Source organism: Halomonas rhizosphaerae (assembly GCF_030010555.1).
Taxonomy (GTDB): Bacteria; Pseudomonadota; Gammaproteobacteria; order Pseudomonadales; family Halomonadaceae; genus Halomonas; species Halomonas rhizosphaerae.
Map to the genome: position 1 here is coordinate 1 of NZ_JASCQP010000012.1, position 20,427 is coordinate 20,427.

Below are 20,427 nucleotides of genomic sequence, written 5' to 3' on the forward strand. Positions count from 1 at the left end.
AGGACGGTGCGGATGCTCTCGCCGCGGTGCAGCAGCTCGAAGGCTTCGTTGATCTTCTCGAAGGGCAGGTCGTGGGTGATGAAGTCGTCGATGTTGATCTCGCCGTTCATGTAGCGCTCCACGTAGCCCGGCAGCTCGGTCCGCCCCTTCACGCCACCGAAGGCGGAGCCCTTCCAGACCCGCCCGGTAACCAGCTGGAACGGCCGCGTGCTGATCTCCTCGCCGGCGCCGGCCACGCCGATGATCACCGACTCGCCCCAGCCCTTGTGGCAGCACTCCAGCGCCGAGCGCATGACGTTGACGTTGCCGATGCACTCGAAGGAGTAGTCGACGCCGCCATCGGTCAGGTCGACGATCACCTGCTGGATGGGGTCGCTGTACTCCTTGGGATTGACGAAGTCGGTGGCGCCGAACTGCTCGGCCAGTTTGAACTTCTCCGGGTTGACGTCGATGGCGATGATCCGCGCGGCCTTGGCCATCACCGCGCCCTGGATCACCGCCAGGCCGATGGCGCCCAGGCCGAAGACGGCGACGGTACTGCCCGGCTCCACCTTGGCGGTGTTCATCACCGCGCCGATGCCGGTGGTCACGCCGCAGCCCAGCAGGCAGATCTTGTCCATCGGCGCCGCCTTGGAGACCACGGCCAGCGAGACCTCGGGCAGCACCGTGTACTCGCTGAAGGTGGAGGTGCCCATGTAGTGGTGCAGCATCTGGCCGTCCAGCGAGAAGCGCGAGGTGCCATCCGGCATCACGCCCTTGCCCTGGGTGGCGCGCACCGCGCTGCACAGGTTGGTCTTGCCCGAGAGGCAGAACTTGCACTGGCCGCACTCGGCGGTATAGAGCGGGATGACGTGATCGCCGGGCTTGACGCTGGTGACGCCCTCGCCCACCTCCTGGACGACGCCGGCCCCCTCGTGGCCCAGCACCGCCGGGAAGTTGCCCTCCGGGTCGGCACCGGAGAGGGTAAAGGCATCGGTGTGGCAAACGCTGGTGGCGGCGATCTTCACCAGCACCTCGCCGGCCTTGGGGCCCTCGACGTCGATCTCGACCAGCTCCAGGGGCTTGCCGGCTTCCATGGCGACGGCGGCACGTGACTTCATGGCATCTTCCTCGGTCGGTGTGTTGATCCTGATGACAGTCTAGGCAATTCGACGCCTTGGGATAAACTGCATCAAACACATGACATTGTTGTCACAGAGCACCAGTCCACGCAGGAGAGGTCAAGATGCAACGCTGGGACAGGATCGAAGCCTTCGTGGAAGTGGTCCGCCTGGGAACCTTCGCGGCCGCCGCCCGACACCTCAAGGTGTCCAACTCCCATGTCAGCCGCCTGGTCAGCCAGCTGGAAAACCAGCTGGGGACCACCCTGCTCTACCGGACCACTCGCCAGATTCGCCTCACCGATGCCGGGGCCCTCTATTACGAGCACTGCCATCACCTGTTCGACGGCTTTCGCGAGGCCGAGGCGGCGATCAACGACCTGCAGGCCCGGCCCCGGGGTGTGCTCAAGCTGAGCTCGGCGACCACCTTCGGTGAGCGCTTCATCGCACCGCTGATCAATGATTTCCTCTGCCAGCACCCACAGCTCGAGATCCGCCTGCACTTCACGAATCGCCAGGTGGACATCATCGACGAAGGGTATGACATCGCCATCCGCATGGGCACGCTCAAGGACTCGACGCTGATCGCCCGGCGCATCTGTGAACGCCACGAGTACGTGGTCGGCTCCCCGGACTATTTCACCCGGATGCCCCAGCCCCATACCCTGTCGGAGCTCTCACGCCACCGTTGTCTGGTGGGCTCACGCGACCACTGGCGGTTCGATGTCGATGGGGTGCGCCGCGCGGTCCGGGTCGAGGGGCCCTGGGAGGGAAACTCGGGACCGGCCCTGCTGGATGCCGCCCTCAAGGGCCTGGGGCTGGCCCAGCTCCCCGACTACTACGTGGATCCCTACCTGGCCAGCGGCGAACTGATATCGGTACTCGATGCCTACCAGCACGACGATACCGCGGTCTGGGCCGTCTACCCGCGCCATCGCCACCGCTCCCCCAAGGTGCACCAGTTCATCGACTACCTGGTCGAACATATCGATGAACTGCTCCCCGTGCGTCGCTGAGACCGGCAAGGCTCCAATGGTCTCGGTGGCGTTGGCAAAAAGCCGCAAAGTGCCATAGCTTGAAGGAAGACCGACCCCGGCATTTCGTCATCATCCCCTGAGAGGTACTGGATGGATAACGTCAACTTGCGCAGGGGCGCCGCGCCGCTTGCCACCCTGGCCCTGTTCACGATGGCGCTTCTCGCGGCCCCCCTGGCCCTGGCCAATGACTACCCCACCGAAACCCGCGTCGACTACGTACTCGGCTGCATGGCCGCTAATGGCCAGGACCACCTGGTGATGCAGAAGTGCTCGTGCAGCATCGACGTGATCGCCGAACTCATGCCCCATGAGGACTACGAGGCGGCGAGGACCGTGATGAGCATGCAGGATCAGCCCGGCGAGCTGGGCATGCTGTTTCGCACGGAGCGCAGCATGCAGGAGGATCTGAACCACTTCCGCAGCGTGCAGGCCGAAGCCGACCTGCGCTGCTTCTGAGGCGGCATGATTCGCCACGTCCCGGCTGTCCCCAGGCTGATGCCGTCTCTAGGGCTCGTGCTGATGACCCTCGTCTCCCCCCCCGCCTTGCCGGCAGACGATGCCGTGCTGGCCCAGGGCGAGCGGGTCTTCCGCAACCAGTGCCGGGGCTGTCACTCGCTGACACCCGGCAGGCATATTGCAGGGCCCAGCCTGCACGGCGTGGTCGGGCGCAACGCCGGTGAGGTCGCGGACTTCGAGTACTCACGAGCCTTGCAGGATGCGCAGCTGGCGTGGACCCCCGAGGCCCTCGACCGTTTCCTGACCGACCCTGACGCCTTCCTGCCCGGCACGCGCATGGTGTTCTGGGGACTGCCGGAGGACGCCCGGCAGCCGCTGATCGACTATCTACGGCATGTCGGAGCGCCTTAGGCATTGTCCGAACGCTGGCTGCGCTCGCCGACGTTCCAGAGAACGCCTGGTCTCCCGGCGATCACTCGCCCCCTTCCCCCTTGCGCGCCATCATGCCCCGCGCCGGATTGTAGGCGAGAATCGCCAGCCCGAGCAGCACGACCGCCGTCACCAGGGAGATCGAGATGGCCACCGCATGGAATCGCTCGTACATCGCGAAACGAATCATTTCCACGGCATAGGTGAAAGGATTGAGGGCAGCGATCTGGTAGACCAGATAGCTGCCCTCGCGGATGCGCCAGAGGGGGTAGAGGGCCGATGAGAGGAAGAACATCGGGAAGATCACGAAGTTCATGATGCCGGCAAAGTTCTCCAGCTGGCGCACGAAGGTGGACAGCAGCATGCCCAGGGCCCCGACCAAGAAGCCGGTCACCACCAGCGCCGGCAGCACCAGCACATAGCCCGCCAGCGGCGCCTGAACCCCATAGAGGTAGGCGATGGCCAGGAAGACATAGACCTGCACGATCGACACCAGGGTGCCGGCCAGCAGCTTGCAGACCAGCAGGTACCAGCGCGGAAAGGGACTGACCAGCAGGACACGCATGCTGCCCATTTCGCGGTCGTAGACCATCGACAACGAACTCTGCATGCCGTTGAAGAGCTGGATCATGCCGACCAGCCCCGGGACGATATAGACCTCGTAGAGGACGTAGGTCTGATACGGCTCGGTCATGGCCACACCGAGCGCCATGCGAAAACCGGCGGCGAACACGAACAGCCAGACCAGCGGCCTGACCAGCGCGGCCACGAAACGCGAACGCTGGTGCACGAAGCGCAGCAGCTCACGGCTGACCACCCCGCGAAGACAGTGCCCGTAGCTCGTCAGCTGCATCGGTCTGCCCCATGGGTCAATCGGTCGAAGGCGTCGCCGATCGAGGCACTGCCGGCTCGTGACACCACCTCGGTGACACTGCCATCGGCGCGAATCCGGCCACGATGCAACACGATCACGCGGTCGCCGGGATGGACCTCGTCGATCAGGTGGGTGGCCCACAGCACGGCCACGCCCTGGTCCCGACACAATTGATGCACATGGTCGACAAGCGCTCGACGCGACGCGATGTCGAGCCCCACCGTAGGTTCATCCAGCAGCAACAGCTGAGGCTCGTGCAGCAGAGCGCGGGCGATCTCGACGCGTCGACGCTGGCCCCCGGACAGATGGCGGACGCGCTGTCGCAGGCTCTCCGGCATCTCCACACGCGCAAGCTGCAGCACGGCACGCCGCCTCGCCTCGGCCGGTGCCATGCCGTGCAGGGCGGCATGATAGGTCAGGTTCTGCCTGACGGTGAGGTCCAGATCCAGGGTGGGCTGCTGGAACACCACGCCCATCCGGGCATGGGCCTGGACCGAATGGCGGCTCAGGTCATGGCCGCCGATGCATATCCGCCCCTGGCGATAGGCGTAGAGCCGGGTGATCAGGGAGAACAGTGTGGTCTTGCCGGCCCCGTTGGGGCCAAGCAGCACCGCGAACTCCCCCGCCCGGAGGTCGAAGGAGAGCGACTCCAGCACCGGCTGTCCACTGTAGCTGAACCCGAGGTCCCGCACCCTCAGGGCAGGCTCGTCACCCGGCGGCGCTGCCCGCTCGCCTCGCTCGAGGACGCCTGTCGATGCCATCGCCCGGGTCACGGTTCGACGACGACCCCCCAGGGGAAGCGGCCCACGGGTATCGAGCGGATCGCCTCGAGGTCGTCGACATCGATCACGGTGACGTCACCACTCACCCCGTTGGTGGTATAGAGGTGACTCTCGTCGGCATTGAGGGCCAGGTGCCAGACACGCTGCCCCACCAGCAGGTAGTCGAGCACCTCATAGCTCTGCTGGTCGATTACCGCGACACGATTGGAGGGCCCCAGGGCCACGAAGCCATAGCGCCCGTCCGAGGTCAGTGCCACACCCACCGCCTGCACCGTCTCGCGGGGCACGCCCGGCACATCGAAGCGGATGGTGTGGCTGACATCGAAGGTCTCCTGCATGTCGATGATCGACACCGTGGCACCGACTTCCGCGGAGACCCAGGCCTCCGCGCCATCGGCCGTGAACTCGGCATGCCGGGGACGCGCGCCCATCAGCCGATGGTGGACCGCCTCCATCGTCTCCAGGTCGACGATATGCGCCATGTTGGAGGTCTCGGTGGTCGCGATCAGCCACTTGCCGTCCGGGCTTATCCCCACCCCCTCGGGCTCGACCCCCACGGGGATCTCCGTCACCAGCCTGCGCTGCTCGTAATCCAGCACCGAGACGATGTTGTCGTCCTCGTTGGAGACATAGACGTAGGGGCGGTTGGGGTCGACCCGGATCACCTCGGGGTCCTCGCCGGAGGAGAGGCTTCGCACCACCTTCAATGACTCGAGATCAATCATGTCGATGGCCTCGTCATCGCCCACCGCCACGAAGAGTTCGCTGCCGTCGCTGCTGAAGGCCATGGCACGCGGCCGACGCCCTACCTTGATGGTCTCGATCACTTCCAGGGTCTCGCCGTCGATCACCGACACGGTATTGTCCTTCTCGTTGGAGACGAAGACGCGTTCGGCCAGGGCAAGGGTCGGCAACAGGGTCAGGACAGCTCCCAGGAGGGCAGGCCCGAGCACCGGGCGACCGAGGTGTCGCGCCCGGGCTACGAATGATCCGATCAGAAACGGCATGTCGATTCCCCCTCGTCAGCCCCCAGGGAGTCCAGCGGGGAGCGCGGATGCAGGTAGCCCTCCTGGGGCGAGACGGAGGCCACCATGCGCGGTCCGGTCACCAGGATGGGCTGGCGCAGCTGGTGGTTCCAGGTGCGATAGCTCACCGGCAGCCCCAGGTAACCGGCCAGTTCGAACTCCTCGCTGAGCATGTAGTCGAGCAGCTCGCTTCGCGCCACCGAGCCGGTTCTCGCCGCGGCTTCCCCCAGCGAGCGCACCGCCAGCCAGGCCGCGAAGTCGGTCGGGGTCATCCAGCGCCCGGCCTGATCCTCGAAGCGGCGCTGCAACTGCACCCCTCCCCAGGACTCGTGGGCACGGTGCCAGGCGGTGGCGATCAAGCCTTGGGTACCGGCCACCGGCCGGGGCAGCCAGCCCTGGTAGGGAAAGTATTCGCCGAAATAGTCGTTCTCGTCGGCGATGACCAGCACGTCATGCTCGTCGAAGTCCTGCACGAAGACCGGGATCTCGCGCTGTATGGCATGAAATCCCCCCTCGGCACGCCTTGCCATGGGGTCGTGGGGCCACATCTTCTCGCCGACGATGTCGTGGCCGAACCGCCTGGCCGATTCGCGAAAGGCCTCGGCCAGCAACCGGTCCTCGTCGGTATTGCCGTAGACCAGGGCCCAGCGATCCCACTGCTTGTAGGCCAGGAACTGGGCCAGCGCATCGGCCAGCATGCGGCGGCTGGGGGTGGTATGGAAGAGGTTGGGGTGACAGGCCTCCCCGCGTAGCGCATTGTCGGGGGCGGCGATATTGAAGACCACGCGCTCCCCCAGGGCCGAGGCGTCCATCACCTCCTCCAGGGCCTCCCGGGGCAAGTCACTGACGATCCAGTCGGCTCCCTGTGCGACCAGGTCGTCCAGGCCCTCGAGCACCTCGCCGTCGCGGGACACAGTCGCTTCGACCAATTCGAATCTCTGGCCCAGAAACTGGCCGGAGGCATTGTTGTCGCTGATCGCCAGGCGTGCCCCCTGCCGCCCTTCATCATCGAGGACCGGGTCGAGCACCGACAAGGGCTCCAGCTCGTCATCAGGCTCCAGCCCCAGATACCCCAGGGTGAGGATCTCCGCCAGCTGGTCGCCTTCCTGAGCGCCAGCCGGACCAGGCAGCCCCAAGCCCACCACGGCCAGCCCCAGCAACAGCCATCCTGCGGCTCGGGGCCTGGCACAGGGCCCTGTTATCCTGTCATCGCATGTCTGCATCTGGCCTCCCCTCTTATCCCTGGTTCATCCTGCGGCTCTTTCTTCTGCCTTCTACAACTCGGCACGAATCGCCCTCACCATCCGGCTCAGCTCCTCCTCGAGCAGGGAGGGTTTCTCGCACAGAACCGGGAGGAGCTGCTGGCGCTTCTGGAAGGTTCGCTGTTCCCAGTGCAGTTCCTGGCGCAGCTGCTCGATGTCGCCACCATTGGCCTCGCTCGAGGCGCGCCGGGCCTCGAGCTCATCGACCAGTTCCGCGAGCCGGTCCAGCCGCTTGACCTGGCCGCGCGACGCACTGCGGATGCGTTCGATGACACGACTGCGTTCGCGATTGACGCGCTCGAAGAGGCCGGCAAACAGCAGCGTCAGACGCTCCTCGCGCTCGGCCTCCGGCTGGCTCGCCACCTGCGCGACGAAATCGCGCACGCGCTCAAGGGCCTCGTCACGCGGGGTCTCGCGAGCCGTGGCGAAGCGCACCACGTGGCCGACCTCCTCGTCCTCCCACCATGTCCGCTCCAGTGCCTCGGGGGACGGCCCGGTCCAGATGGTGCCCCAGGCCAGCTCGGGCACCAGGCGTTGCACACAGGGCCAATCCGGCGGCCCGGTAGCCGCTCGCTGAGCGTTCGCATCGGAGATCCCGAGCCCCAGGATCGTCATCGTCAGGCCCAGCGCCAGGCCCATGACCCGCATGTCATTCGTCATCCTGGCCTCCCGAGGCGGCAAGGGGGTCGATCAACTGGCCGTGCCGGTCGAGAAGCGGAACGCCGTAGTCCACCAGGATGGCATTGATCTCGTCCTGATGCCGTTCGATGAAGTCGTTGAGGGTGTCCTTCCAGTACGGCTCTCCCTGCCGTACGCCCATGGTGATGCGGTAATCCAGGCGGGCATCGGTGTCGTCGTCGACCAGCGGGACGACCTCAAGCGGCGGTGTCTGGCGTGCCGCGTAGTAGCCGGCGATCGGCCCCCAGAGCACCGCGGCCTCGGTCCTGCCGGCGGCCACGTCCTCGATGGCTTCCCTGGCCGGCGTCCTGGCCCGGGTATCGGTCTGCAGCGCGTACCCCTCCACCCGGGCGCCGACACGACGCAACGGCACCAGCGGAGGGGTCTCGGAGACGACGCCGACACGTCGACCCTTCAGGGCCTCATCATCCAGCGAGGACACGGCCAGATCGGAGTCCGCGGGCACCACCAGAGAATAGATGGAACGATAGTAGTCGTTGGTGTTTTGCACGAAGCCATAGCCGGCAGCGACACCGATCATCACGTCACAGAGGCGCAGCTCCAGGGTGTTGCGCACGAAACCCATTACCTGGGGTGCCCAGACGTACTCCAGGGGAAGGTCCAGGTCATCGGCCAGGAGCTCGGCGATGCGGTTCTCGAACCCTTCGCCCGCCTCGTTGGTGAAGGGCAGGTTGTTGCCGTCGGCACAGACACGCAGCTGGTCACGTTGCGTCTGTTCAGGCAGGTCGGCCCGTACGTCACTGGCGAACATGGCCAGGCCAGCCAGCAGGCCCGCCATGCCCCGTCTCCCCCACCAGGTGTCGACACGCATTCGCTCCCCCTCGGTCTTGCTTCGTGACCGCCGTTGTCTCGTCCAAAAAGCCAGGGGCACTGGCCACCTCAATCCTGCTCTTCGTTGCTCGTCTGCGTTTCCTCCTCGTCTTGTTCCTCCTCGTCTTGTTCCTCCTCGTCTGCTTCCTCCTCGATCACCCTGGGACGCCCCCGGTCCAGGTCCCCGGCACCGCGTGCCTTCATGTAACTGTAGATGTTCTCGATATTGCTCAGCACGTACTCGTCGTCGGCGAAGGAAGGCATGACCCTGCCGGGCTGGAGTTCCAGACCACTGACGATGGTGTTGGAAAATTCCCCGAAGTTGCGCCGCTCCGCGGCCTGGATCAGGCTCGGGGCAAAGGAGGACCCCAAGCCGTCAGGACCATGGCAGGCCATGCAGGAACGGGTGTAGGCAATGTAGCCATCGTAGGTGCCCTGATCGACCTTGCCGTCGATGACGGTATAGTTCCCGGGGCCGGCCTCCGGCTTCGCCGAGGCCGTCTCCTCACCGTTGCCGGCGGCATGGGCGGAGAGCCCCCCGGCCGCGAGCAACATGATGCCCAGAGTGCCGAGGGCCTCGACACCGAACTGTCGCGGGGTCCTGATCAAGATCATGCGATCTCCTTGTGCGATGCGCCGGTAGTGCAGCAGTGAACCTGGGGCAGGCTCCACCGGCGTGGGCCACCTTGTGGTGGGGGATTCGGTAACCGGAACGTCGATGGCACGAGACNCCTCGTGCCATCGACGGGACCCGAGCGAACGATCAGGCATCCGGTAGGGCAAATACGGTCAGGATCCCGCCCAACTCGGTATAGTCCTTGAGAGCGGAGAAGGCACTCACAGCCCCCAGCCCCTCTTCGGGATCCTCGAGACCCGCCGCGAGGCCGATACCGGCCCAGCCGCCGACCCCAGACAGGACGCCGATGTACTGCTTGCCTTCATGCTGGAAGGTGTTGACGTTGCCGATGATCCCGGACGGCGTCTTGAAGCGCCACAGCTCCTCGCCGGTTTCGATGTCCACCGCCTTGACATACCCCTCCAGGGTGCCGTAGAAGGCCAGGTCACCGGCCGTGGCCAGGGCACCGCTCCAGACGGCGAAACGCTCGTCGATCTCCCAGACGGTCTCACCGGCAACCGGATCCCAGGCGATGAAGCTACCCATGCGACCTTCCATGTCACCCTCCTGGGTCGGTGCGGGCATCATGGTCAGGGTCGCCCCTACATAGGGTTGGCCGGCGACATATTCGGTCTCGAAGGGCTCGTAGTTCATGCAGATGCGATTGATGCCGGCATAGAGCAGCCCGGTCTCGGGGGAGTAGGCACTCGGCTGCATGTTCTTGGCGCCCATGGCGGTGGGACAGATGTCGGTGGTGTTGACGTCGACCCCCTGCCGGAAGGTGCTGTACTCCTCATTGACGTTGGGCCGGCCGGTCTCCAGGTCATAGCTGTCCGCCCAGTTGGTTTCGGGGGCGAACTTCTCGGCGACCAGGAGTTCGCCGCTTTCGCGGTCCATCAGGAAACCGAAGCCGGTACGGTCGATGACCGCCAGCCCCTTGCGCTGCTCGCCCTCGAACTCGACGTCGATCAGCTGGTTCTCGTTGACGCCGTCATAGTCCCACTCGTCGAAGGGCACCTTCTGGTAGACCCACTTGGCTTCCCCGGTGTTGGGGTCGCGGGCGAAGATGGTAATCGCCCACTTGTTGTCGGCGGGCTCACCATCGACGGTGCGCTGCTCCGGGTTCCAGGTGCCGGGGTTGCCGGTCCCGTAATAGATCAGGTCGAGCTCCGGGTCATAGGTAACCCAGCCCCAGGGGGCACCGCCACCGCGTTCCCATTCACCTTCAGGCCAGGTGGAGACGCCCAGATCGGCCTCGCCGACCGGCTCGCCCAGCATGGTGGTGGTCTCGGGGTCGAGCAGCACCTCGTCATCGGGGCCATTGGAGTAGCCCCGCCACTCCATCTCGCCGGTTTCGACGTTGTAGGCAGTCAGGTGACCGCGGACGCCGAACTCGCCGCCGCTGTTGCCCACGATCACCTTGTCGTGCACCACCAGCGGTGACATGGTCATGGTCTCGCCCTGGGTGTGGTCGCCGTTCTCGGCCTCCCACAGCAGTTCCCCCGACTCGGCATCCAGGGCGATGACCGTATTGTCGCCCTGGTTGAGGAACAGCCTCCCGTCGGCATAGGCCAGCCCGCGGTTGACCGTGTCACAGCAATACACCGGGATGACCCGGGAGTCCTGGTCCGGCTCGTAGCTCCAGACGATGCGCCCCTCGTCCTCGAGGTCCAGGGCGAAGACCTTGTTGGGGAAGGGCGTATGAATGTAGAGGCGTCCATCGCCGACATACAGTGGCCCGCCCTCATGTCCGCGCAGCACGCCGGTGGAGAACTGCCACTGCGCACGAAGGTCCTGGACGTTGTCGCGATTGATCTGATCCAGTTGGCTGAAGCGATTGCCCTGATAGTTGCCCAGCTGAGTGGCCCAGAAGTCGGGGTTCTGCTGGAGGTCGAGTTGGTTCTGGTTGGCATGCGCCAAGGATGCGGCCAATAACCCGGCAGCCGTCATCACGAGACCTGGGTAGCGAAGCATGGCGTTGTCTCCGTTGCACTGAAAGGTGTGCCCTGGGTGGCGGCACATCTCGTTGTGGTTATGGTCCTGTTTCAGGCAGTGACACATGAAGGTCTAGCACATCTGTGGATGCCACTAGCCCTGGCCATGACGAATTCAGTACCCGCATGCGGTCAAAAGAGTGTTTCTCTGTGGCAACAATCATGCCATCTGCCCGGGTAAGCCCCACCAGGACGCGCCTCGCACGGCGCCGGTCGCCGGCAGCTCGCGGCCGGACGCCAGACATGCGACTTTCGTAGCAAGGTGGCGTCATTGTCCTGTGCTTTACTGAGGGATGAACGCCCAGCAACATCCACCCATCTCATGGAGGTGTCTCATGTGGACCAAACCCGCCTATACCGATCTGCGGCTAGGCTTCGAAGTGACGCTGTATATTTCCAATCGCTGAAGCCACGCTCGACGTGGCGTCACACCTTGGGCTGACGTCCCTAGCTAGGGACGTCAGCCCTTTCGTTTTGGGACAGGAAGATATCCATGCAGGTACTGGTGCTCGGTGCGGCGGCGGGAGGCGGCTTTCCACAATGGAACTGCAACTGCACGCTGTGCCACGGCGTTCGACAGGGCAGCATCGAGGCAACGCCGCGCACCCAGTCATCGATCGCCATCAGCAGCGACGGCGAGCAATGGCTACTGTGCAATGCCTCGCCGGACATCCGCAGCCAACTGGCCAGCAACCCCGAGTTGCATCCCAGGCGAGTGCCGAGGGACAGCGGCATCGCGGGGGTCTTGCTGGTGGACGGCCAGATCGATCATGCCACCGGGTTGCTGTCGCTGCGTGAGGGTTGCCCCCTGGACGTCTGGTGCACCCCCAATGTGCACCAGGACCTGAGCAGTGGCTTTCCGCTGTTCACCATGCTCGAGCACTGGCAGGGCGGCCTGGCCTGGCATCCCATCGCGGTCGACGGTGAGCACCTGGAGGCCACCTTCGAGGTGCCAGCGTGCCCCGGCCTGACCTTTACCGCCATCTCGCTGACCAGCAATGCACCGCCCTACTCCCCGCGTCGTGGCGCCCCGACCCCGGGCGACAATATCGGACTGCTGGTCGAGGATCGCCGCCGAGGCACTACCCTCTTCTATGCCCCCGGACTCGGCGAGCTCGACGACCGGGTACGCGGCTTCCTGCGCCGAGCCGACTGCGTGCTGGTCGACGGCACCCTGTGGCGTGACGACGAACTGCTGCGTGCCGGTGTCGGCCAGGCCACCGGCCGCGACATGGGCCACCTGGCACTGTCCGGCGAGCGGGGCCTGCTGGCCGAGCTCGCGGCCCTGCCGGCCACCACCCGTCGGGTGTTGATCCATATCAACAACACCAACCCGATCCTCGACGAGGGTTCGCAGGAACGTGCCACCCTGACCCGTCAGGGAGTCGAGGTCGCCTTCGACGGCTTGCGGCTGGAAGTGTGAACCCGGATGAACCAGCCGCGTCTCAACGTCAGGGACCGGAGTTCTGCTTCCTGCCATTCCTGACGCTGTCGAGATGCATCCGGCCACGACGACAGAGGAGCCACACATGACACGCATCGCCTCGCCGCTGGCGAGTTCGTCGGGAGAGGCCATGAGCCCCGAGGCCTTCCGGGAGGCCCTGATGGCCAAGGGGGCCTACTACCACATCCACCATCCCTATCAAGTGGACATGGCCGAGGGGCGTGCCACCCCCGATCAGCTGCGTGGCTGGGTCGCCAATCGCTTCTATTACCAGATCAACATTCCCCAGAAGGATGCTGCCCTGCTCGCCAACTGTCCCGACGCCGCCACGCGACGGCGCTGGATCCAGCGGCTTCTGGACCATGACGGACATGGCCGGGATGGCGGCGGCATCGAGGCCTGGCTGACCCTGGGCGAGGCGGTGGGGCTGAGCCGCGACGAGCTCTGGTCCCAGGAGCATGTGCTGCCCGGCGTGCGCTTCGCCGTGGACGCCTACGTCAACTTCGTGCGCCGTGCCGACTGGCGGGAGGCGGCGATCTCCTCGCTCACCGAGTTGTTCGCCCCGGCGGCCCACAAGAGCCGCCTGGATACCTGGCCGACCCACTACCCCTGGATCGACGCGGCCGGCTATGGCTACTTCCGCAAGCGCCTCAAGGAGGCGCGGCGCGATGTCGAACACGGCCTGGAGGTGGCGCTGGCGGTCTGCACCACCGCCGCCGCCCAGCAACGTGCCCTGGAGATCCTGCAGTTCAAGCTCGACGTGCTCTGGTCGATGCTCGACGCCATGACCCTGGCCTACCAGCTCGACCGGGCGCCCTACCATAGCGTCACCGACCAACGCGTCTACCACCGGGGGCTGTCATGAACGACCTACCCATCGACGGTCGCAGCGTCTGCCGCCTGCGCCCCGGCTGGCGCCTGCAGTGGGAAGAGACCCAGCAGCGTCACGTGCTGCTCTATCCCGAGGGCATGGTGCAGCTCAACGACACCGCCGGCGCCATCCTCGCCCAGCTCGATGGGCAACGGGACGTGGACGCGGTGATCGCCACCCTGCAGGCGCGCTACCCCGAGGCCCCCGCCGCGGCCATCGCCGAGGACGTCCACGACTTCATGGTCGACGCCGCGCAACAAGGGTGGATCCATCATGACTGACCGCACCGACACCATAACTCCCGACGGCCAGACCGGCGCCCCGCTGTGGCTGCTGGCCGAGCTGACCTATCGCTGCCCACTGCAGTGCTCCTACTGCTCCAATCCGCTGGACTTCGCCGCGGTCGAGGAGGAACTCGATACCGCGGAGTGGATCGACACCCTGACCCAGGCCCGGGCCATGGGGGCCGTGCAACTGGGCTTCTCGGGTGGCGAGCCACTGGTTCGCCGGGACCTCGAGACCCTGGTGGCCGAGGCCCGTCGACTGGGGTTCTACAGCAACCTGATCACCTCCGGCCTGGGACTCGACGAGTCGCGCATCGCGGCGCTGCGCGAGGCGGGGCTCGACCATATCCAGATCAGCCTGCAGGCCTCCGACCCCGATGTCGCCGCGGCGGTGGCCGGCTCGCGCAAGGCCCACGGGAAGAAGCTGGCCATGGCGCGGGCCGTCAAGGCCGCCGGCTATCCCATGGTGCTCAACGTGGTACTGCACCGCCACAACATCGACCGACTCGACCAGATCATCGCCCTGTGCGACGAGCTCGGCGCCGATGCCGTGGAACTCGCCAACTGCCAGCTCTACGGCTGGGCTCACCTCAATCGCGCCGGGCTGCTGCCCAGTGCGGCCCAGCTCGAGGCCGCCGAGGCCACCACGGCACGCTGGCGGGAGCGCCTGGCCGAGCGTGGACGCGACATGCGGCTGCTGTTCGTGGTGCCCGACTACTACGCCGACCGCCCCAAGGCCTGCATGGGCGGCTGGGGGGCGATCTTCATGACCGTGGCGCCGGACGGCGCCGTGCTGCCCTGCCACAGTGCGCGCATGCTGCCGATGCGCTTCCCCACGGTGCGCGAGCGCCCGCTGCGCGAGATCTGGTACGAGAGCGAGGCCTTCAACCGCTATCGCGGCGACGCCTGGATGTCGGAGCCCTGCCGCAGCTGTGACGAGCGCCACCGGGATGTGGGCGGCTGTCGCTGTCAGGCCTACCTGCTCACCGGCGATCCCGCCGCCACCGACCCGGTGTGCGACCTCTCGCCGGACCACCACCTGGTCGAGGCCGCCCGCCGCGAAGCGGAGGGCGACACCCGCTCGGCCCGGGAGCTGACGCCGCGCAACGTCCATGAATCGAGGGTGTTCTGCCGTACATGACGCTTCCTCCGGCCGGCGAGCCGCATGATGACCTGCTGCGCCGTGCGGTGCTGCCCGCCGATGGCCTGGCGGACCTGCATGCCGCCGCCCGAGGCGTACTCTGGCTGGCGGCCGACCCCGAGACGGGACGACGTCGGCTATGGCAGTGGCATGACCGGCTCGAGGATGGCCGGCCGCGACCCTTGAGCCCCGAGCACCTCGATATCGCCAGTCGTCTCAACGGCTATGGCGGCGGTTCCCTGGCCTGCCTGGGTGAGCACGCTATCTTCGTCGAGGCCGACAGCCAGACCCTCCATCGCCAGCCGTTGAGCGGCGGTGAGGCGCGGCCCTGGTGGGCACGCCACGGCAACCGTTATGGCGGGCTCACCCCCGACCCGCACCGCCGGCGGTTGCTCGCCGTGGAGGAAAGCGGTCATGGCCGCGACGCCAGCCAGCGCCTGGTCGCACTGGATGGAGAACACCGTCAGGTGCTGGATGCCGGCGCCGACTTCTATGGTGCACCGGCGCTCTCCCCTTGCGGCACCCGGCTCGCCTGGGTCGAATGGGATCTCGGGGTGATGCCCTGGCAGCGCTCGCGCCTGCGCCAGGCACGGCTGGACGCCCGGGGCAGGCTGCATGACCTGACCCACTGGGATGCCGGCGCCGCCATCACCCAGCCCCGCTTCACCGCGGCCAATGGGCTCATCGTGCTCAGCGACCACGGGGGCTGGTGGCAGCCGTATCGGGTGACCGGCCGTGCCGGCGCACTCGACGTCCGGCGCCTCGGCAAGCGCCAGGCCGACCACGCGTCCACTCCCTGGCAACTCGGTGAGTGCCAGCACCTGTGGCCCACCGGCGACCAAGGCGTGCTGATGGCCTTCGAGGAGGGGGCAGCCCGGATACGGGTCACCGATGGGCAGGGGCGTGAACACGCCCCTATCCTGCGCGACGCCGCTCGGCTGGTGGGCCTGGCGCATGCCGATGGCTGGCTGTACGCCATTACCCAGGGGGCACGGCATGCGGCGCGCCTGTCGCGTGTGAACCTCACGACCCATGCCGAGGAAACGCTCTTCGCCCTGCCCACCCCCGAGCATCCCCCCCTGCCACGGACGCTGCAGGCCACCGTGGCCGACGGCCAACGCGTCTCGGCCTTCGTCTATGCCTCCACCGCCGCCTCGACCCGGCCGCCGCCGCTGATCGTTCGCGTGCATGGCGGCCCCACCTCGGCCTCCTATCCGGTGTTCGATCCGCTGGTCCACTACTGGACGCAGCACGGCTTCGCCGTGGCCGACATCAACCCCCGCGGCAGCGGCAATGCTGGACGGGCCTACCGCGAGCGCCTGGCCGGCGAGTGGGGGCGCAGCGACGTCGAGGATGTGATCGCCCTGACGACGTCGCTGGTCGCCCGTGGCCTGGCCGATCCCGATCGGCTGTTCGTGCGGGGCCAGAGTGCCGGTGGCTTCACCGTGCTCAACCTGCTTGCGACCTCCCCCCTCTTCCGGGCCGGCGCCAGCCTGTATGGCGTTACCGATGCCCCGCACCTGGCCACCCGGACCCACCGTTTCGAGTCCGGCTACCTCGACTGGCTGCTCGGGGATGCGCACACCCAGCGGGTCCGCAGCCCGATCCATCGGCTCGATGCCTTCACCACGCCCGTCATCTTCTTCCAGGGCAACCGCGATAGCGTGGTGGTGCCGGAACAGACGCTGGCCATGGCCGAGGCACTTCGCCGTCGCGGGGTCCCGGCCCGCGTCATGCTGTTCGATGACGAGGGACACGGCATTCGCCAGCCGCACAATCGCTGCCGAATGATTGCGGCCGAGCTGCAATTCTTCGTGGAGCAGGGCGATGGGCAAGGCTGAGTCCGACCTCGCTTCAGCCGGCCTGCCACCCGACAGCCGGGTGGCGTCACGGCGTCTCGCCAATGGCCTGTGGATCATGGCGGCACAGGTCCCCCGGGCTCGCCAGTCACGACTGGTCGGCGCGGCAGGCGTGGGGTACCTCGATGACCCGCCCGACTGCCGAGGCCTGGCTCACCTGCTGGAACACGGGCTCTTCCTGGGCAGTGGCCGCTGGCCCGGCAGGAGTGCGCTGGCCCGGTGGGTCGGCACCCTGGGGGGGCGCTACAATGCCCATACCGGGGAAGGGGTCACCGACCTCCACCTGCATCTTCCGGCAGATGCCGCCGAGGCCGGCCTGGCGCGACTGGTCGACCTGCTCGGATTCCCCCGCTTCGAACCTGGCGCCATCGCCGACGAGGTGGAGGTGCTCGAGGCCGAGTTCCGGGCCCGCCTGGACGACCCGGCGCTGCATCGTCTGGCCGCGCTGGGGCGGCTGTTCGACCCCGGCCATCCGGCCGCGGCCTGCCACGCCGGGAACCGGGACACCCTCGGCGGCGACCATCGGGAACTGGTTGCCCGCCTGCGTGACTTTCATGCCCGCCACTACCGGGCCGGCCGGATGGCCCTGGTGATGCTAGGCCCGCAGCCGACGGACGAGCAGCTTGGCCTGCTCGAACGCCATGGCCGCCGGCTCCCGGTGACGGCTGCCGATACGACCGACACACCGCCCCCGGATCGCTGGCGCTGGGCCACGCCGCGCGGCGTGGCCTGGTACCCCCCCCGGAGTCAACCGAGCCTGCCCGCTGCCGGCACCCTGGAGCTGCTGTGGCCACTGCCCGGGACCACCGCCGATGCCTGCGCTCTCCCGCTGCAGGCGATTGGCTCCCAGCTGAACGACGGCGCCTTGACCGCCACCCTGCAGCGGGCCTATGGGGTCCAGGAGTTGGTGGTCTCCACGGCCCCCGAGGGCACCGGGCCGGCCCTGTGCCTGGCAATCGACCTCGTGGAACCGCCAGCGGATATCGCACCGCTGGTGGCCACCTGTCAGCGCGCCCTTCGGCAGGCATATCGGCGTACCGCCATCATCCCGCCACCGGCAAGGGCGGTCGACCTCGATGCCTGGCCACGGGAGCAGGCCCGACGACTGAGCCTTCGCCCCGATGCCAGCACTTCCACGCCCATGGCCCGGGACCGCAGCCCCCTGTCGGCCTGGCTCGCCCCGGATCAATGTCGGCTGCTGTGGCGAGAGGGCGCCGAACGGCCCACCGGAACCTGGCGGCAGACCGAAGAGACCGCTACCCCCTGGCGCCCCCTCGACCTGTCCTGTCCCTCTCCCGCCTTGGCCCTGCCCGAGGTACCGGCCCCCCTTCCTCCACGCGGGGACCTGATTGACCGGCCGGTCGGCCAGGAGGCCGACGACCGGCCGACAGCCGGGCTGCTCTACCGGGATGCCCGTCTCTCGCTGTGGTGGGATGGCCTGGACTGGCCGACCCGCGAGGGTGAGACCGGCTGGTGCCTGGGGTGGCCCGCCGCTGCAGCGGGGCATGACGCGCGTCTGCGTGACTGGCAGCGCCGGACCCTGGCCCTGCGCCAGGCGGCTGGCGACAGCGGCCAGGCGCTCACCCTGGGCAGTGACGCCAGGGGGGACTGGCTGATGGCCCGCGGCAGCCCCGCCGGTCTCGCCTCGCTGGTGGATCAGGCCCTGGACGACTGGATGGCCTCGAGTGCCGTGACGGCGCCGACAGGTCCCGCCTCATCGCGCGGCCTGCTCGCCCAGCAGATGCTGGACCGCCTGGCAACACGCCCTTCGCCGTGCCCTCCCGGTGCCATGCCCTCCCTGCTCTGCTGGGCCCGGGGCGACATGAGTGCCCCGGAGGCGCAGGGCACGGCGCGCGGCTTCGCCGAGCGGTTGTCTCACGCATGGCGCGCATCCCCGCCTCCCGAGGTCCCGCAAGGCGATGGCCAGGACATGACCTGGCTGGCCCCGCAGGGAGACGACCGTGCATTGTTGCTGGAGGTCGAAGGGGTCGATGACGGCCCTCGCATGCGCTGGCTGCTGCAGCTGCTGGCGCACTGCCATGACGCCGCCTTCCATCGGGAGATGCGCCAGCGGCGCGGCCTCGGCTATGTCGCGGCGGTACGCTACAGGGAATCGTCGGGCTGGCCGAGACTGGGCTATGTCGTGCAGTCGCCCAAGGCCTCGGTCGAGACCCTGCGTCAGGCCATCCTCGCGTTTCTCGACGCCGAGGCCGTGAGGCTCGCCCGGCCGGATGCGCCACAACTGGAGCGGCTGCGTCGTGGCCTGCTTGCCCGGCAGGGACCGCCGGAGACCCATGACGAGGCCATCGAGCGGGCCTGGCAGGCATTGCGCCGCACATCGTCTGACAACGTCTCCCCCCCGGACTGGCACCTGGCCCCCTGGCAGCAAGAGCGCGCTGCCCTCGAGTCGCTCACCGCGGCCGACCTCGAAGGCCTGGCGTCGGCCCTGGCACGCGGCACCCTGCCGATGCGCTGGTGGGCCCACGCGCCCGTCTCGCCATGTCCCCCTTCCTCTCAGCGTTGCCCACCGGCAACGTAGTTATGCTGCTGCCGAACAATCGACTCGCCTAAGCTCACCTAGACTGACAGCAGAATAATTATCGTTAACGCGCGACCGCATATCGGCAATGAGGGGAGAGTCACCATGAAGTCACGTGCCGCCGTCGCCATGGAAGCCGGCAAGCCCCTGGAGCTGGTCGAGATCGACGTCGAGGGCCCCAAGGCCGGCGAGGTGCTGGTGAAGATCGCCGCCACCAGCGTTTGCCACACCGATGCCTTTACCCTCTCCGGTGCCGACCCGGAGGGCAACTTCCCGGCGGTGCTGGGCCACGAGGGGGCCGGCGTCGTCCAGGAGGTGGGCGAGGGCGTCACCAGCGTCAAGCCCGGCGATCACGTCATCCCGCTCTATACCGCCGAGTGCGGCCAGTGCAAGTTCTGCCTCTCGGGCAAGACCAACCTGTGCAGCGCGGTGCGCGCCACCCAGGGCAAGGGCGTGATGCCGGATGGCACCTCGCGCTTCTCGCTGGACGGCCAGATGCTGCACCACTACATGGGCACCTCCACCTTCAGCGAGTACACGGTGCTGCCCGAGGTCTCGCTGGCCGTGGTCTCCAAGGCGGCGCCGATGGACAAGATCTGCCTGCTGGGCTGCGGCGTGACCACCGGCATCGGCGCGGTGATGAACACCGCCAAGGTGGAGCCGGGCAGTACCGTCGCCGTCTTCGGCCTGGGCGCCATCGGCCTGGCGGTGATCCAGGGCGCGGTGATGGCCAAGGCCGCGCGGATCATCGCCATCGACGTCAACCCGGAGAAGTTCAAACTGGCCGAGCAGTTCGGCGCCACCGACTTCGTCAATCCCAAGGAGTACAGCGACCCCATCCAGCAGGTGATCGTCGACCTGACCGATGGCGGCGTCGACTACTCCTTCGAGTGCATCGGCAACGTCAACGTCATGCGCTCGGCGCTGGAGTGCTGCCACAAGGGCTGGGGCGAGTCGGTGATCATCGGCGTGGCCGGCGCCGGCGAGGAGATCAGCACGCGGCCGTTCCAGCTGGTTACCGGGCGGGTCTGGAAGGGCTCCGCCTTCGGTGGCGTGAAGGGGCGGACCGAGCTGCCGGGCTACGTGGAGCGCTACATGAACGGCGAGATCAACATCGACGACTTCATCACCCACGACCTGCCCTTCGAGAAGATCAACGAAGCCTTCGAGCTGCTGCACCGCGGCGAGAGCATCCGCACCGTCCT

At 67.2% G+C, this 20,427-nt stretch carries 20 protein-coding genes; 11 read left to right on the forward strand and 9 right to left on the reverse strand.

The window, feature by feature from the left end; translation table 11 throughout:
* Positions 1-1,100, reverse strand: a 1,100-nt coding sequence (locus tag QLQ83_RS04000; protein ID WP_282734271.1) for an S-(hydroxymethyl)glutathione dehydrogenase/class III alcohol dehydrogenase, incomplete at its 3' end; no start/stop codon positions are given.
* 125 nt (positions 1,101-1,225) lie between these two features.
* Here QLQ83_RS04000 and QLQ83_RS04005 point away from each other — a divergent pair.
* From QLQ83_RS04005 to QLQ83_RS04015, 3 genes are all read left to right on the forward strand, one after another.
* Positions 1,226-2,116 carry a LysR family transcriptional regulator gene (locus QLQ83_RS04005; RefSeq protein WP_282734272.1) on the forward strand — a complete coding sequence of 297 codons (891 nt, stop codon included), beginning with the start codon at positions 1,226-1,228 and terminating at the stop codon, positions 2,114-2,116.
* Positions 2,117-2,227: 111 nt separating this feature from the next.
* Positions 2,228-2,593, forward strand: coding sequence for a hypothetical protein (locus QLQ83_RS04010; protein WP_282734273.1), 366 nt, complete (start codon positions 2,228-2,230; stop codon positions 2,591-2,593).
* Positions 2,594-2,656: 63 nt separating this feature from the next.
* Positions 2,657-3,004, forward strand: a complete 348-nt coding sequence (locus tag QLQ83_RS04015; RefSeq protein WP_282734274.1) for a c-type cytochrome — start codon at positions 2,657-2,659, stop codon at positions 3,002-3,004.
* A gap of 61 nt (positions 3,005-3,065) precedes the next feature.
* Here the strand turns inward: QLQ83_RS04015 and QLQ83_RS04020 are convergent, their stop codons facing one another.
* From QLQ83_RS04020 to QLQ83_RS04055, 8 genes are all read right to left on the reverse strand, one after another.
* Positions 3,066-3,875: an ABC transporter permease gene (locus QLQ83_RS04020; protein ID WP_282734275.1), complete on the reverse strand. Its 810-nt coding sequence runs from the start codon at positions 3,873-3,875 to the stop codon at positions 3,066-3,068.
* Entirely contained in the window at positions 3,866-4,657 is a 792-nt protein-coding gene (locus QLQ83_RS04025) for an ATP-binding cassette domain-containing protein (RefSeq protein WP_282734276.1), read from the reverse strand. The genes QLQ83_RS04020 and QLQ83_RS04025 overlap by 10 nt, the downstream gene beginning before the upstream one ends.
* An 8-nt stretch (positions 4,658-4,665) precedes the next feature.
* On the reverse strand, positions 4,666-5,685 hold the full coding sequence (locus QLQ83_RS04030) for a PQQ-dependent catabolism-associated beta-propeller protein (protein ID WP_282734277.1): 1,020 nt from the start codon (positions 5,683-5,685) through the stop codon (positions 4,666-4,668).
* Positions 5,673-6,863 (reverse strand): ABC transporter substrate-binding protein, encoded by a 1,191-nt coding sequence (locus tag QLQ83_RS04035; protein ID WP_282734278.1) that lies wholly within the window; start codon positions 6,861-6,863, stop codon positions 5,673-5,675. Before QLQ83_RS04035 ends, QLQ83_RS04030 begins: the two co-directional genes overlap by 13 nt.
* A gap of 114 nt (positions 6,864-6,977) precedes the next feature.
* Positions 6,978-7,625 carry a hypothetical protein gene (locus QLQ83_RS04040; RefSeq protein ID WP_282734279.1) on the reverse strand — a complete coding sequence of 216 codons (648 nt, stop codon included), beginning with the start codon at positions 7,623-7,625 and terminating at the stop codon, positions 6,978-6,980.
* Positions 7,615-8,442 carry a quinoprotein dehydrogenase-associated putative ABC transporter substrate-binding protein gene (locus tag QLQ83_RS04045; RefSeq protein WP_282734280.1) on the reverse strand — a complete coding sequence of 276 codons (828 nt, stop codon included), beginning with the start codon at positions 8,440-8,442 and terminating at the stop codon, positions 7,615-7,617. Before QLQ83_RS04045 ends, QLQ83_RS04040 begins: the two co-directional genes overlap by 11 nt.
* A gap of 101 nt (positions 8,443-8,543) precedes the next feature.
* A complete protein-coding gene (locus QLQ83_RS04050) occupies positions 8,544-9,089 on the reverse strand; it encodes a c-type cytochrome (protein WP_282734281.1) in 546 nt (181 codons plus the stop codon).
* A gap of 148 nt (positions 9,090-9,237) precedes the next feature.
* Entirely contained in the window at positions 9,238-11,010 is a 1,773-nt protein-coding gene (locus QLQ83_RS04055) for a methanol/ethanol family PQQ-dependent dehydrogenase (RefSeq protein ID WP_282734282.1), read from the reverse strand.
* A gap of 409 nt (positions 11,011-11,419) precedes the next feature.
* On the opposite strand from QLQ83_RS04055, the gene pqqA reads away from it, so the two are divergent.
* The 8 genes from pqqA to QLQ83_RS04095 all read left to right on the forward strand — a co-directional run.
* Positions 11,420-11,491, forward strand: coding sequence for a pyrroloquinoline quinone precursor peptide PqqA (gene pqqA / locus QLQ83_RS04060; protein WP_081786101.1), 72 nt, complete (start codon positions 11,420-11,422; stop codon positions 11,489-11,491).
* An 86-nt stretch (positions 11,492-11,577) separates the two neighbouring features.
* Entirely contained in the window at positions 11,578-12,507 is a 930-nt protein-coding gene (pqqB, locus tag QLQ83_RS04065; protein WP_282734283.1) for a pyrroloquinoline quinone biosynthesis protein PqqB, read from the forward strand.
* A 106-nt stretch (positions 12,508-12,613) separates the two neighbouring features.
* Positions 12,614-13,393 carry a pyrroloquinoline-quinone synthase PqqC gene (pqqC, locus tag QLQ83_RS04070; protein WP_282734284.1) on the forward strand — a complete coding sequence of 260 codons (780 nt, stop codon included), beginning with the start codon at positions 12,614-12,616 and terminating at the stop codon, positions 13,391-13,393.
* Positions 13,390-13,680, forward strand: coding sequence for a pyrroloquinoline quinone biosynthesis peptide chaperone PqqD (gene pqqD / locus QLQ83_RS04075; protein ID WP_282734285.1), 291 nt, complete (start codon positions 13,390-13,392; stop codon positions 13,678-13,680). Before pqqC ends, pqqD begins: the two co-directional genes overlap by 4 nt.
* Positions 13,673-14,824, forward strand: a complete 1,152-nt coding sequence (pqqE, locus tag QLQ83_RS04080; RefSeq protein WP_282734286.1) for a pyrroloquinoline quinone biosynthesis protein PqqE — start codon at positions 13,673-13,675, stop codon at positions 14,822-14,824. The genes pqqD and pqqE overlap by 8 nt, the downstream gene beginning before the upstream one ends.
* Positions 14,821-16,665, forward strand: a complete 1,845-nt coding sequence (locus tag QLQ83_RS04085) for a S9 family peptidase (RefSeq protein WP_282734287.1) — start codon at positions 14,821-14,823, stop codon at positions 16,663-16,665. The genes pqqE and QLQ83_RS04085 overlap by 4 nt, the downstream gene beginning before the upstream one ends.
* Positions 16,652-19,222: an insulinase family protein gene (locus tag QLQ83_RS04090; RefSeq protein ID WP_282734288.1), complete on the forward strand. Its 2,571-nt coding sequence runs from the start codon at positions 16,652-16,654 to the stop codon at positions 19,220-19,222. The genes QLQ83_RS04085 and QLQ83_RS04090 overlap by 14 nt, the downstream gene beginning before the upstream one ends.
* 105 nt (positions 19,223-19,327) lie before the next feature.
* Positions 19,328-20,427: S-(hydroxymethyl)glutathione dehydrogenase/class III alcohol dehydrogenase (locus QLQ83_RS04095; RefSeq protein ID WP_282734271.1), on the forward strand; the 1,100-nt coding region annotated here is incomplete at its 3' end.